At 45.4% G+C, this 14,641-nt stretch carries 12 protein-coding genes; 1 reads left to right on the top strand and 11 read right to left on the bottom strand.

Going from position 1 to position 14,641, the window contains the following annotated elements:
* Window positions 1–97: 97 nt before the first annotated feature.
* From AC4E8D_RS09185 to AC4E8D_RS09160, 6 genes are all read right to left on the bottom strand, one after another.
* A complete protein-coding gene (locus tag AC4E8D_RS09185) occupies window positions 98–1,114 on the bottom strand; it encodes a LacI family DNA-binding transcriptional regulator (protein ID WP_221823019.1) in 1,017 nt (338 codons plus the stop codon).
* A gap of 77 nt (window positions 1,115–1,191) precedes the next feature.
* Window positions 1,192–3,357, bottom strand: coding sequence for a beta-glucosidase BglX (gene bglX / locus AC4E8D_RS09180; protein ID WP_221823017.1), 2,166 nt, complete (start codon window positions 3,355–3,357; stop codon window positions 1,192–1,194).
* Between the two features lie 98 nt (window positions 3,358–3,455).
* Entirely contained in the window at window positions 3,456–5,051 is a 1,596-nt protein-coding gene (locus AC4E8D_RS09175) for a type 2 periplasmic-binding domain-containing protein (protein WP_221823015.1), read from the bottom strand.
* Between the two features lie 53 nt (window positions 5,052–5,104).
* A complete protein-coding gene (locus AC4E8D_RS09170) occupies window positions 5,105–6,007 on the bottom strand; it encodes a carbohydrate ABC transporter permease (protein ID WP_076209164.1) in 903 nt (300 codons plus the stop codon).
* Between the two features lie 18 nt (window positions 6,008–6,025).
* Entirely contained in the window at window positions 6,026–6,985 is a 960-nt protein-coding gene (locus AC4E8D_RS09165; protein WP_017689585.1) for an ABC transporter permease, read from the bottom strand.
* 11 nt (window positions 6,986–6,996) lie between these two features.
* The gene (locus AC4E8D_RS09160; RefSeq protein ID WP_221823013.1) at window positions 6,997–7,761 is read right to left on the bottom strand and encodes an alpha/beta hydrolase; all 765 of its coding nucleotides are present in this window, start codon (window positions 7,759–7,761) and stop codon (window positions 6,997–6,999) included.
* Between the two features lie 473 nt (window positions 7,762–8,234).
* Between AC4E8D_RS09160 and AC4E8D_RS09155 the strand changes: the two genes are divergently transcribed.
* Complete coding sequence (locus AC4E8D_RS09155) at window positions 8,235–9,152, top strand: serine hydrolase domain-containing protein (protein WP_221823011.1); 918 nt, start codon at window positions 8,235–8,237, stop codon at window positions 9,150–9,152.
* A gap of 99 nt (window positions 9,153–9,251) precedes the next feature.
* Here the strand turns inward: AC4E8D_RS09155 and AC4E8D_RS09150 are convergent, their stop codons facing one another.
* The 5 genes from AC4E8D_RS09150 to aroF form a co-directional block, all read right to left on the bottom strand.
* Window positions 9,252–9,506 carry an AbrB/MazE/SpoVT family DNA-binding domain-containing protein gene (locus AC4E8D_RS09150; protein WP_036610032.1) on the bottom strand — a complete coding sequence of 85 codons (255 nt, stop codon included), beginning with the start codon at window positions 9,504–9,506 and terminating at the stop codon, window positions 9,252–9,254.
* A gap of 166 nt (window positions 9,507–9,672) precedes the next feature.
* Window positions 9,673–10,140, bottom strand: a complete 468-nt coding sequence (gene trmL, locus AC4E8D_RS09145) for a tRNA (uridine(34)/cytosine(34)/5-carboxymethylaminomethyluridine(34)-2'-O)-methyltransferase TrmL (RefSeq protein ID WP_076209167.1) — start codon at window positions 10,138–10,140, stop codon at window positions 9,673–9,675.
* A gap of 140 nt (window positions 10,141–10,280) precedes the next feature.
* Window positions 10,281–11,369, bottom strand: coding sequence for a 3-phosphoserine/phosphohydroxythreonine transaminase (serC, locus tag AC4E8D_RS09140; RefSeq protein ID WP_313771485.1), 1,089 nt, complete (start codon window positions 11,367–11,369; stop codon window positions 10,281–10,283).
* Between the two features lie 239 nt (window positions 11,370–11,608).
* A complete protein-coding gene (gene glnA / locus AC4E8D_RS09135; protein ID WP_074094318.1) occupies window positions 11,609–13,033 on the bottom strand; it encodes a type I glutamate--ammonia ligase in 1,425 nt (474 codons plus the stop codon).
* A gap of 413 nt (window positions 13,034–13,446) precedes the next feature.
* Entirely contained in the window at window positions 13,447–14,511 is a 1,065-nt protein-coding gene (aroF, locus tag AC4E8D_RS09130) for a 3-deoxy-7-phosphoheptulonate synthase (protein WP_036610039.1), read from the bottom strand.
* Between the last annotated feature and the right edge of the window lie 130 nt (window positions 14,512–14,641).

The following is a 14,641-nucleotide window of genomic DNA, read 5'->3' as shown; positions in this document are numbered from 1 at the left end:
AGGCTTTTTTCTATTGCTTCATCCTCGAAACAGCAAGAGACAAGGCTTAAAAGAATGATTCGATTCTTCTAAGCCTTGTCTCTTGCTGTATTCGGGATCAATAGCTAACCGCCCTGTCATTCCGCATAGATATAACCGAATCAGACGGACTAGGCCCACTCACCGACCCACCCTCAACTAATGTCACATAAATTCGCTCATGATCAACGGGTTCTCCAGCAATAATTTTGATCAATTGTTCGGCAGCAAGCGATCCCCACTTGCGCTTGGAATAATCAATGCTTGCCAATCTCGGCTGGACGTATTTGCTCAATTCAATATTGTCGAATCCGATGACATCAATCTCCTGACCAACGCCGAGTGCACTGTCTGCCAGACGATCACACAAGCCAATAGCCATCTCATCATTGAGGCAGAATACCGCTGCGGGTCCATCATACACCTGCACAATCTGATCTGCGGCTTGTTCTCCACCACTCTTTTCAAAATCTCCCGTGATCTCAATCCATTCCACATCGGCTTCACGTTCCGCAACCTGTCTCACAGCCTTTAACCGCTGCACAGAGTCAAACGAACCTTCCGGTCCTGTCACCACGTAGATTTTCTTATGTCCCTGTTCAATCAGATGTTCCATCGCAAGTGTCGCCCCGGCCTTATTATCCAGCAGAACCTGATTAATGTTAGGATGATCCATCTCACGGTCCAATACAACGATTTTGTGCCCACGATCGGCATACTGCATTAGTTCCTCACTTGCAAACGTATGATCCAGAATGATCGCACCATCAATCATCCTCTCTGGAAGCATGCGATGGGATTGTTTACCACTGCACACGATCAGGTCATAACCTTGAGCATTACATACGGCTTTCATGCCACTCAGCAAGTCTCCATACACATCTCCTCTAAAATCGGTCAAGAATACACCTAGAATTTTGGATTCCCTCTTCTTCAGTGTTCTTGCTGCGGCATTTGGAACATAGTTCAGTTCTTTGGCAATGGCCAAAATTTTGGAACTCGTCTCATCGGTCACTTTGTTGCTGCCATTCAGCGCATATGACACAGTAGAGATGGAAACTCCCGCCTGTTTGGCGATATCCTTGATACTGACCACATTCTTCGCTCCCCTGTTATGTTCATCAGGCCTTCCATAACAAAAGGCCTGACACATTACTCTTTCCATTCACCGGATTAAACAAGTCTGAATGATTTCTTCTGAGTATCCCGACTGTTTGCACCCACAAGAATATGGAACTCGCCTCGATCACTGCGGTGGCTTAAGTCGGAATGGTGATAACGAAGCTGTTCTTCATTTAATGTAAACGTGGCTGTACCACTCTCGCCTGGCGCCAGTGCAAGCTTCACATATCCTTTCAGCTCACGCATAGGACGAACGACTTCACCCGTTACATCACGAACGTACAACTGAACGGTCTCCACGCCTGCGCGCTCACCCGTGTTCGTTACACGTACTTGAATGCTCAGGGACTCTTCGGCAGTCATCTCGTTACTTGACACTTCCAGATCACCATAAGAGAACGAAGTGTATGAGAGACCATAACCGAACGGAAGCAAAGGTTCATTCGGGCTGTCAATGTACTTGGAGACATAACGTTCTTCTGTCTTCTCCGGGTTCAGTGGACGACCTGTATTGAAATGGTTGTAATAGACCGGAATCTGACCTACGGACTGCGGGAAGGACATCGTCAGACGTGCGGATGGATTCACCACACCTGTCAGAACATCTGCGATCGCTGCTCCGCCTTCACTACCTGGGAACCAGGCTTCAAGAACAGCATCCGATTCATCGATTACACCATGCAGATCCAATGGACGGCCGTTGAAGATAACGCTGGCAATCGGTTTTCCCGCTGCTTTGAGCTGTTTAACCAATTCCAATTGGGCTGCTGGCAGCCGAATATCCGTGCGTGAGCCACCTTCTCCACTCATCTCGGAGTCTTCACCAAGAGCAAGGACAATCAGATCTGCTTTGCTTGCCACTTCCAGGGCTTCGGCAATCTGCTCAGCTGTAATCGTATGAACATTACTGCCTTGAGCAAATTGAACTTTCCCACCCGTCAGGCGTTCTTGCAGAGCTGTTCCCAACTTGACTGCATCTTCCTTAACCCCTTCACAGGACCACCAGCCCAGAATATCAGGACTCTGTGCAAAAGGACCAATGAGGGCTACATTAGCATCAGGTTGAAGTGGAAGCACGCTGCCATTATTTTTCAACAAGACAGCCGATTTGGTTGCCAGTTCATACGATACCTGACGGTGCTCTTTGGAGAATACAATCTCACGTTCACGTTCAGGATCAGCTGCACGAAGTGGGTTATCGAACAAGCCCAGCTTTTCTTTCAGTTGCAGAATTCGCAGAACGGCTTCATCAATGAGCTTCTCATCCACTTCACCACTCTCAATCAGTTCAGGCAAATGATGCACATAACAAGGTGTCATCATCTCCATATCTACTCCTGCGCGAATGGCACGATATGCCGCTTCACGATCATCTTCTGCAGCACCATGCGCAATCATCTCGCGAATGGAAGCCCAATCCGAGATCAATACACCATCAAAGCCCCACTCGTCACGCAAAATGCCGCGCATTAACTTCTCATTGCCACTTGCCGGAATACCGTCAACCGTATTGAACGAAGTCATGACCATTTCCACGCCCGCATCCAACGCTGCTTTGTATGCTGGCAAATAGTACTCACGCAGGTTACGCTCAGCCATGTCCACCGTATTGTAATCCCGACCACCCTCAGCCGCTCCATAAGCCGCAAAGTGTTTCACACAGGCTGCAAGACGATCTGGCTCATCCTTCAAGCTATCGCCCTGATATCCACGTACAAACGCAGCCGCGAACAAACTGTTCAGATAAGGATCTTCTCCTGTTGTTTCCATCACACGGCCCCAGCGCGGGTCACGAACCAGATCCACCATCGGTGCAAAGGTAACATGCAAACCGGATACAGCTGATTCACGTGCTGCAATTTCAGCACTTTTCTCAGCCAGTTCTGTGTCCCATGAACAACCGATCGCCAGTGGAATCGGGAAAATAGTTTTGAATCCATGAACTACGTCAGCCATGAACAAAAGCGGAATGCCCAAACGGCTTTTCTTCATATAAGCTTGCTGTACATCAATGATAGCCTGCGCACCGGACAATCCCAGAATGGACCCACTGGCATCCACGGACTGCTCCGTAATTCCCATCTCTTCCATTGGCCCTGTGATCTGACCTTCCACATTCGTTCCTTCATAGAAGTTGGCAGTCAACTGAAGAAGTTGTGCTGTTTTTTCCTCCAACGTCATCTGTTTCACCAGGTCTAACAACTGGTCGTTATTCATCTAATCGTATCCTCCACTATAAGTTGTTGAAATAAAGAACCCGGCTGCGTTCGGGGAGAGACCGCGCACCGGGTTCAAAATTAATTACTGAATGATTACTAGAATTTATCGTTTAGCTCATCCAGATAAGGTTGAACCAGGGACCTTTTACTGTTTACCCATTCTTTCCAGTTTGCCTCTAGATCTCCGTTTTTGAGGATCAAGTTGGCATATTCATTCTGGTAGTCGAATGAAGCCTGACTCTTAGCTTTGGAATCGTACAGGTTGACATCCCAATCGTATGGTGCAAGCGATTTGCCTTCTGTACCAAGTTTTGCTTTTTCTTCGAACAATTTCACGGCTCTATCACGGTAATCTTTTTTGATTGCAGGGTTTACAACACTGAAGTCGTCACCGAGCAGATACAGACCTTCGAAACGTGCTGGATATTTATCTTCCAATACCGTTCCTTCTGGCAACAAGCTAACGAGTTCGTTGTTTTCATCATACTTCCAATCTTTTCCTTCAAAGCCCATGTTGATGAGCAACTGTCCTTCTTTTGTTGCGGAGTAATCGATCAGATCCATGATCCGTTCGAATTTCTCGTCACTGATGTCTGGATTGAAGATCAATGCAGACCAGAAGTTGGCTTGCTCCATGTTACGGTATTTCCCGTCATCGCCCACTACGATTGCTGTGTGTACCAGTTCATCACTATCTACACCCAGATTTTTTTTCATATCGGAATCCAGACCTTGTCTGTACGAAGCCAGTCCGCCCAGACTTGTTACAGCAGCTGTACCTGTTACTTTGAAATTGTTTTGACCTTCATTGTTTTTCCATGTGTAGAACTCAGGATTGAGCAGTCCGTCTTTATAGGCTTTTTGCATCAATTTAAGTCCTGTCAGCGTTTCAGGATCTGCTGGTCCCCAGTGGAATTGGCCATCTTCACCTTTGTAGAAAGGAGAGTCAGTCATGGCATGCACACTGTTTGGCATAATCATGTTTGTCATGGCATCTGCCGCATTGTAGGACAGAGGTACAAGTTTGTTACCCACTTTGCCTGGATCTTTTTCTTTCACTAGCGCAGCATATTCGTTCAATTCAGTTGTTGTATAAGCATCTTTCAGTTCAAAACCAACCGCTTCAGCCCAGTCTTTACGAAGCGCAATGACACCAATTTGGTTCGTCAGTGGATCAGCTGGTTTGTTCTCGAAGTAGATTGGTCTAGGCAGGACATATGTTCCACCCGTCAATTCTTCCAACTTGTCTCCAAGACCCGTCAAATTGTAAGCTGCTGCGACGTTAGGCCAGCGTTCTTTCCAGTCATCCGGGAATTTGTAGAACAAACCTTGTTCAATGCTGTTAATGGCATCGCCATGTACGTAGTTCCATACCGCTACATCCGGCAAGTCGCCAGAGTTGATCCACAGACGAAGCTTCTCGCCCCATGAATCCCAATCGATATAGTTGTAGTCCCAAGTTACATTAAATTTGTCTGTCCAGAACTTGTGGAAGTCATTATCCAGGTTCCCGTTTTTGATTTCTGTCAGGTTAGCTACAGAGATGGTCAGGTTATCTTTGTAATTTCCCTCTGCATCTTTTTCGTTACCACCTGAAGCTCCTTGGCTGGAACAAGCGGTCACCATCAGCATAACTACACTAAGCGTGATGGCAAAGAGAGCTCTTACTGACAACTTTTTGTTCGTTTTCATGTTTTACCCCCATGTTTTTTAGTAGAATTTTATTGCAAAATCCTATACGTATATCAGGTCTTGATTGCCCCTGTTAATACCCCTTTGGCAAAGTGTTTTTGCAGCATTGGGAAGAAACACATAATTGGTACCATGGTGACAAATACGGCTGCCATCTTCATGCCCATTGAGAAGTTGCTTGCCTGGGCAGCATCCACACTGGATGCATTGGATGCATTCGTCGTAGATGTCACGATAATATTTCGGAGTACATTCTGGAGCGGTAACTGATCCGCTTTTCGAAGGAATATCATCGCATCATACCAACTGTTCCAGTAAGCCACACCGTAGAACAACGTGATTGTAGCCATAATTGGTGTAGCCAGCGGAAGAACAACAGAGAACAAAATTCTCCACTCTCCGGCTCCATCCAGTCTCGCCGATTCCATGAGTGATTCAGGCAAGGTGTAGAAGTAGTTCATCATCAGAATCATGTTAAACGCACTGAAGCTTCCCGCCAGAATGACGGACCACAGCGTACCTGTAAGATGAAGTGATTTCATGATCAGGTACAGCGGTACGATACCACCATTAAAGATCATGGTGAACAGTACCAGGAAAAAGAGAAATTTCTTAAACGGAAATTTGTTACGACTAAGGCCATATGCCATGCTTGTTGTCAGGAACAAGCTGAGCGGCAAGCCGATGACTAGCAATATAATTGTATTTTTGTACCCAGACAGAATCGTTCCGTCAGCGAACAATGCCTTGTAGGAATCCAATGTCCATTCTTTAGGGAACATCAAAAATGGATTGTCAGCATATTCTTTTTGTGTTGCAAACGAGATCATGATGACATTCCAGAACGGAATCAGGATCATCAGGGCAAGCACTAGTAATACGGCAAAAATAATGTAATCGAGAAGTGTCATTTTTTCTGTACCAATTCTCGGTTTTTTGTTAGCTTTCTTGCTCATCTCATTTTTCCTCCTCTCTTATCGGAACAAACCGTCTCCGCCAAGCCACTTGGCAAATCTGTCAGCAAGAAGCAGCAAGGCCATATTCACCAGGGAACGGAACAAGCTGACCGCTGTCGAGAATGAGAAATCGGTAGATGACTGGAACGTAATCCGATAGATATATACATCGAGTACTTCCGATACATTTTTGGTAGCGGCATTTGCCAAGTTGAAGATCTGGTCAAACCCGGAAGACATCAATCCACCAACCGAGAGAATAAACATGATTGTGATGGTTGGAAGGATGTTCGGTAAAGTAATTTTGAACATCTGTTGCATACGGGATGCCCCGTCAATCTGTGCTGATTCATACTGATCCTGATCAATACCGGAAATGGCAGCCAGGAATATAATCGCGCCCCATCCACTTGATTTCCAAATATCAGTCAACAGCAACATGGGTACAAAGTTGGATTCAGACCCCAGGAAGTTAATCGTTGGCAATCCGAGTAGTCCGAGCGCGCTGTTTACCAGTCCGTCATATGCCAGCACATTGATGACTACCCCGGATACGATGATCCAGGACAGGAAGTGTGGGAACGTAAGAACGGTTTGGAACAATTTTTTTCCTCTGCGCATCCGCAATTCATTCAGCAACAGCGCCAGAATGATCGGGAATGGGAACTGAATAATCAGTTTCAGAATATTGATGTACAGCGTACGCCATACTGCGTCGATAAAGGTTGGATCACGGAAAACATATTTGAAGTTCTCGAATCCGCTCCATGGACTTCCCCAGATGCCCAGATTGGCCTTGTAATCTTTGAATGCCAGAGACAGGCCACCCATCGGCATGTAGGCAAACAGAATTAGCCAGACAAGCCCCGGAATAAGCAGGGTGTATGTCATTCGGTGCTTCCAGATTTCAGTCCAGAGCGAATTGCCCTTCACGTTTCCCTTCAGCTTTTTGCTAGGTCCTTCGGCTGCAGGTTTCACATTGCATCTCCTCACTCTACTATGGTCTTGTCGTTGTACAGAAAATCAAACATCGTTCTCAGGTGGTGCTCCCAAAATCTCCATTCATGAGCCCCCGGCGTCTCCACATACCGAAAATCAAAGGCAGTCCCCTGCATGTATCTCGCATAGTCGCGATTCATCTCTACGAAGGGGTCACTATCGCCACAGCAACTGAGGATATCCGGTAAAGGAACACCCTGTTCCAGCAGCTTGGCCGACAGTGCGTAAATATCCTGATCGGCTTTTACCTGTAAACGTTCTCCAAAAACCGCTTTCATTTCCTTGATCATGGTCGCTGGCATATGAGGATCACGAAGTCGTGTCTGGATATCCGTTACGCCGGATAGGGACACTACTTTGCGATATCGCTCTGGATAAGTTAGTCCACATTTCAGTGCACCATATCCACCCATGGATAAACCGGCGACGTATGTTTTCTCCGGATCAGGATTCAGATTGAGCAGACGCTTGCATATTTCAGGTAACTCCTGAGTGATGTAGTGGAAGTAATTCAGGCCGTATTCCATATCGGTGTAATAGCTACGATTCGCTTCCGGCATAATGATCGTACAGCCATATTGCGCTGCATACATCTCAATTGTGGTTAACCGCTGCCAGGTACTCGCATTATCGCCTGCCCCGTGCAACAGATATAGTGTACCGCCTGAAGTCTCTCCGGAGTCACTGGACACAACATGTATGCTGGTATTCATGCATAAGGTTGGCGATCCAGTTTCGATCGTTATATGTGCCATAAATGTAACCCCTCTCATCATCGCCTGCTGTCTTTACTCATTCGTTTCTCTGGCGTTGGATTGCAGGCTGTTGTAGATTCCCTTGTATTACGATGGGTTATCGAAACGATTTTCTCGAATCGTTTCAAAACATAGCCAACGTTGGTCCACATGGACTTCATTACAACACTTTTAATGTGGAAGCGATTTCTTCGAATCGTTTCGAATAAATCATAAGCCCGATGAGTAAATCCTGTCAATAACCTTTTTACAAATTTCGCGTTTTTTTCTCGAAAAAATGCTATTTTAAGTCTAAATCTGCGTCCAAAGACACTATTATTACGAAAAAATGAAAATTTAGTAAGTGCGATTACAACTTTAATTGACACCAAACCAGGTTTATACTAACATGGGTTCTGATTTTGCATTCGAATTACGGAAACGTTTCACCAACCGATTTTACTCAGGTTTCACCTGATATTAGGGAGGTTAATATGTCTGAACAACTCAAAGGTTTCATTCATACGATTACGGAGCAACAATTGAATGTTTTTTCCATTCGCATATTACAAAAAGGGCATCTGCTTGCCCATTGGGACCGGGATAAGGACCAGCGCAGGGTACAACATTCCATCAGTAAATCCTTCACGTGTATGGCCGTTGGTCTTGCGCTTGAAGAAGGTCTGTTACATCTGGATGCGACACTTGGTGATTATTTCTCTTATGATCATGTACCCGTTGCACAGCACAAACTCCCATCGCCGCAAGAATTAAAATTGCGTGATCTTCTCCGAATGTCTTCGGGCCATGACTCTCCCCCTCTTTGGGCTGATGAACGAGCTTCATTGACTGAAAAGGACTGGGCGAAATATTACATGTCGCTGCCTCTGGACCGGTTACCTGGAGAACAATTTACATATAGCAGCGGGGATACATTTATGATCTCAGCCATGCTACAGGCTGCTACCGGTCAAACCGTGAAAGATTACCTGACTCCACGGTTATTTGATCCGCTTGGCATCCATGAAGTAGAGTGGGAAACCTCTCCATTGGGGGTAACACTTGGCTGTGCAGGTCTTTGGATAAGCAATGAGGAACTGAGTCGATTTGGACAGTTACTGCTGCAGGAGGGGCTTTGGGAAGGCACACAGCTTGTACCTGCGGATTGGATCAGACAGGCTACGTCCCAGCAGATCGAAACGACTGGAGACGGTGATTGGGGAAAAGGTTATGGGTATCAGTTCTGGATGTGTTCTCATGGCGCTTACCGCGCCGATGGAGCCTATGGTCAATTGTGTATTGTAATTCCCTCTAAGGAAGCTGTCATATGTATTAACAGTGAGGAAGAAAATATGCAAGGCATCCTGAATGCCGTTTGGAATGCGGTTTTACCCCTTTACACCAAGGGTTAGTCTACGTATCTTATCTTATTTAAATTTGCAATTATGCCATCCGATTGAGAATAAAACAAAAAAACGCCACGGGGTCAATGGACCCCATGACGTTATTTCTTATCCGTGCTGTGGAAGCTGAGTCATTTCATCTAAACATTGTGCGCATATGTAACGCTCTTTGAACTCGTTGACTTCCTCGATGGATCCGCAGAAAATACATTTTGGACGATATCTCTCCAAGATAATATGGTCCCCTTGTACTAAGATTTCTACAGGATCTCCCTCATTCATTTGATACCTTTTACGCAAAGATTTAGGCAATACGATCCTACCTAATTGGTCAACTTTGCGAACTACTCCAGCTGGCTTCATAGCTACGGCACACCTCTCCTATCTTACTCTAAATTTCTAGGTACATTTGTACTATGTTTATAGATTCGCCAAGATTTTGTCGAATCCTGCTGGAAATAAACATTTTTTGTCCTTTTTTTTGAAAAATGTTTTTTTTCGAATTCTAGCCGTCATTTATAACCTGAATTTATCCTTCTAACCCTGGGAAATTGAGCTGGCGCAACGCTTCATATACAATAATTGCTGCCGAATTGGATAGATTTAATGATCTAACGTCACCAGTCATTGGCATTTTCATACATGTATCGGGATTCGCAGCAATTAATTCAGGTGGCAGGCCTTTAGTCTCTTTACCAAAAACAAGGAAATCTCCATCCTGAAAATTAAAATCACTGTATCGGTTTTTCGCCTTCGTAGTTGCGTAGAAGAAACGACCTTCCGGAAATTTTTCCTGAACCTCAGCGAATGAGTCGTGGTATTCAATATGAACAGCATGCCAGTAGTCCAGCCCTGCACGCTTCAATGTAGCATCATCTGTTCGAAATCCAAGTGGACGTACGAGATGCAGATGGGTACCGGTTGCCGCACAAGTACGAGAAATATTGCCTGTGTTCGCCGGAATTTCTGGTTCAACCAGAACGATGTGTAAAGCCATATGTGTTCAATCTCCTTTTCATTTTCATGTTGACGACAACCCTCTAATCTTAAAGAAAAGCCCTCCACACGTCAATGTGGAAGGCTCTGGTAAGGCACAGGATTAGACACAAAGGTCCATTACACCGTACCTATACTTAATTATCCATTTGTCTTCTGGAAGTGGCTCATGAAGTCTGTCAGTGCCTTAACGCTCTCATAAGGAGCAGCATTATAAATGGAGGCACGGAGACCACCCACACTGCGATGTCCTTTCAGACCTACAAATCCTTCTTCCTCCGAAGCCTTGATGAACTTTTTCTCCAGTTCCTCAGAAGCAAGACGGAAGGTTACATTCATGAGGGAACGATCCTCTGTTTCCACACAACCACGGTAGAAATCGCCTGAAGCGTCAATTGTGTTATAGAGCAATTCCGCTTTTTTCGTATTTTTTTGCTCAATACCAGCCAGTCCGCCCTGTTCTTCAATCCATTTCAATACTTCATTCACCATATATACCGAGAAGGATGGCGGCGTATTGTACAGGGAATTGTTATCTACATGTGTGCTGTAACGAAGCATGGTTGGAATCGTTTTAGGCGATTCGCTCACCAGTTCCTCACGGGCAATGACAACCGTAATTCCGGATGGACCCAGGTTCTTCTGCGCACCCGCGTAGATCACGCCGAACTGATTAAGATCAAATGGTTTACAGAAAATATCACTCGACATGTCCGCAATCAGAGGTACTGAACCGGTATCCGGGAACGATTTGAATTGCGTACCTTCGATCGTTTCGTTGGAAGTCAGATGTACATAAGCCGTACGTTCGGGCAAACTCAGATTCGAAACATCCGGCAATTTCATGAACTTCTCTGCTTCTGAAGATGCAGCAACATGCGTCTCGCCGATCAACTTCGCCTCAGACAGAGCCTTTTTGGCCCAGCTGCCAGTCATTACGTAACTTGCAGTCTGCCCTGCACCGAGCAGGTTCATTGGTAACATCGCGAACTGAGTGCTTGCACCGCCCTGCAGAAAGAGAACCTTGTATCCTTTTGGATTGCCTAGAAGCGACAACAACCGCTCCTGAGCTTCATTATGTACAGACTCATACACCGCTCCACGGTGAGACATCTCCATAATCGACATGCCTGTATTACGAAAATCTACAAATTCCGCCTGTGCACGCTCCAGTACCTCAAGTGGTAACGCCGCAGGTCCTGCATTAAAGTTATACGCTCTTTTTGTCACAAAATCCCCCGCCCTTTCCATCCGTAACTCTGACATACAAAGTGAATATTATCGCTATGATATCAGTATTCTCTATCTGCTTCAAGGGCAATATGCACTGAAGTGTTGAATTCAGGCCATCAAATTCCTTTATCACCCTGCAAAGTTAAAGCACTACATTGTTTAATTCAAGGAAAAGCCTCCGAGAGCGTGTCCCGGAGGCTTTAAGTTGGAACAAGAATTGTTCCGACCCCGACCGATTAGCAGTCGAAGTAGAGGCTGTACTCGTGCGGATGAATGCGGATCGCTACTGCTTTTGCTTCATCACGTTTGAGGTTGATGTAGTTTTCAATGAATTCTTTTGTGAATACGCCGCCTTCAGTCAAGAACTCGTTATCAGCTGCCAATGCATCAAGTGCTTCTTCGAGGGAAGCTGGCACACTGCGGATGTTTTCTTTATCTGCATCAGACAGGTCATAGATGTTTTTATCGAGCGGACCATATCCAAGCTCAGTTGGGTTGATTTTGCGTTTGATTCCATCCAGACCAGCCATCAGCATTGCGGAGAATGCCAGGTACGGGTTAGCTGTGGAGTCAGGTGTACGGAACTCGATACGACAACCTTTTGGTGTCACAGCTGCAACCGGAATACGAACGGCTGCGGAACGGTTACCTTTGGAGTAAACCAGGTTAACTGGTGCTTCGTAACCAGGTACAAGACGTTTGAATGAGTTTGTACTAGGGTTAGTCAAAGCGATCAGTGCCGGAGCATGGTACAGGATACCTCCGATGTAGTGCAGAGCCATTTCACTCAGGTTAGCATATCCCGCTTTGTCATAGAACAATGGGGAATCGCCATCAAAAATGGATTGGTGAACGTGCATTCCGCTACCATTATCACCGAACAATGGTTTTGGCATGAATGTTGCTACTTTACCATATTGACGTGCAGTGTTGTGCACGATGTATTTGTATGCAAGCAGGTTATCTGCTGTTTTCTTCAGTGTATCAAAACGGAAGTTGATTTCGGCTTGGCCCGCTGTCGCTACTTCATGGTGATGACGCTCGATCGACAGGCCCGCTTCTTCCAAAAGGCGACACATTTCGCTACGAATATCTTGCTGTGTATCCACTGGCGCTACTGGAACGTATCCACCTTTAGTGCGAACTTTGAAGCCCAGGTTTCCGCCTTCTTCTTTGCGGTTGGTGTTCCATGAAGCTTCTTCGGAATCTACATAGTAGGAAGAGCTGTTCGTGCCACTCTCATAACGTACATCGTCGAAGATGAAGAACTCGGATTCAGGTGCGAAGAATGCCGCTGTACCTACACCGCTCTCTTGCAAATAAGCTTCTGCTTTAACAGCGATGCTGCGTGGGTCACGCTCATAACGCTCGCCATCCGGAGTGAAGATATCACACATAACATTCAATGTAGGGTGTGCAGTGAACGGATCGACATAAGTCGCTTCAGGGTCTGGCATCATAACCATATCAGACTCTTCAATTCCGCGGAAACCTTGGATCGAAGAACCGTCAAAAGCTACTCCATTTACGAACGTGTCTGCATCAACAGCCGAAGCTGGCAACGAGATGTGATGTGCACGACCAGCTAAATCTACAAAACGAAAATCTACCCACTCGATGTTGTTCTCTTGAATTGATTTCAATACGTTTTCAACCGACATGTATTCGTCCTCCCAAATATTCCGAACATTAAACAACCCCACTAAGAAAATGTCTAAATTCGAATTTTTTTCTGTCGTCATTATAAATTTTAAAACATGACATCGTCAATACTTATGTAAGGTATTTTTTGAAGGTATGTTAGATATACTCACATTTTATAAATAACCTAAATTCATATAACAACTAGATTTATATACATTCAACTGGTTTAATGCGGTAAAGCGACCCCTTTTTTATCCTAAATCATGGGAAAAACTTCACATCATAAATGTTTCTTATCACCATTGATTAATAAATACGTTCAAAACTGCAAAATATGCAAAAAACCGAGCATCTATCTGATTCCGTCGCAATGAACGAGACCAGATGAGATGCCCGGATGATGATCCAGACCTTGATTATGAAATTCTTATTACACGCCTACACGTGCCGGGAAAAATTCTGCCGGTTGTTTGGCTGTGCTGAATGATTTACCCACGATTGGTGCCAATTTCTCCAAATCCTGCAACAGGTTAGCGAATTGATCAGGGAACAGGGATTGCACACCATCTCCTGTCATGGAGTTATCCGGATCGGTATGCATTTCAATGATCAAGCCATTGGCACCCGCAGCAACGGAAGCTTTTGTCATCGGTTCCACCAGTTCACGTCGTCCAGTACCATGGCTCGGGTCAGAAATAACCGGCAAATGGCTCAGAGACTGTAGAACAGGGATCGCTGACAGATCCAGCGTATTCCGTGTGTAGGATTCAAACGTACGAATACCACGCTCACACAGCATAACATTTGGGTTACCACCCGCAAGAATGTATTCAGCCGCATTCAACAACTCATCGTATGTCGCACTGAAGCCACGTTTCAACAATACCGGTTTGCCACACTCACCCAATTTGCGGAGCAGGTCAAAGTTCTGCATGTTACGTGTACCTACTTGCAGAATATCTGCGTACTCGGCGCAAATATCCACATACTCAGGTGTCATGACTTCTGTAATGGTCAGCAGATCATGTTTCTTGCCTGCTTCCGCCATCATGATCAATCCTTCTACACCCGTTCCCTGGAAGCTGTAAGGACCCGTACGAGGCTTAAATGCACCACCACGTAACACTTGCCCACCAGCAGCTTTCACAAGCCCTGCAATCTCATCAATCTGTGCAGCGGATTCAACCGCACATGGTCCGCCCATGACAACAAGTTCTTTTCCGCCGATATCTACACCTTTGATGGAGATCACCGTATCTTCCGGATGGAAGTCGCGGCTTGCCAATTTGTAGGACTTCGAGATTTTCACGACATTCTCGACACCTTTCATTTGACGAAGATGCTCTTGCATTTTAGGTTCAACTTTACCAATCAAACCAATGATAGTACGATCCTCTCCGCGAGAGATATGCACCTGAAGCCCTTCTTTTTCAATAACTGCAACGATATCCTGAATCTGTTCCTCCGGTGTAGCCTTGCCTGCAATAACGATCATATTAATTCCCATCCTTCCTTGTATGAGAGCACAATCATTTCTTAACGTGCGTCTGATTAAATATAAAAACTCTGTCACGCTTAAACGCTTGTTCGCTTTTAAGCTTTTATCCGTTAAAGTGAATATACCA

The sequence above is a fragment of the Paenibacillus sp. SRL342 genome (assembly GCF_984798905.1).
Note: the sequence above shows the minus strand (reverse complement) of the source record. Positions and strands in the feature narration are given on the sequence as shown.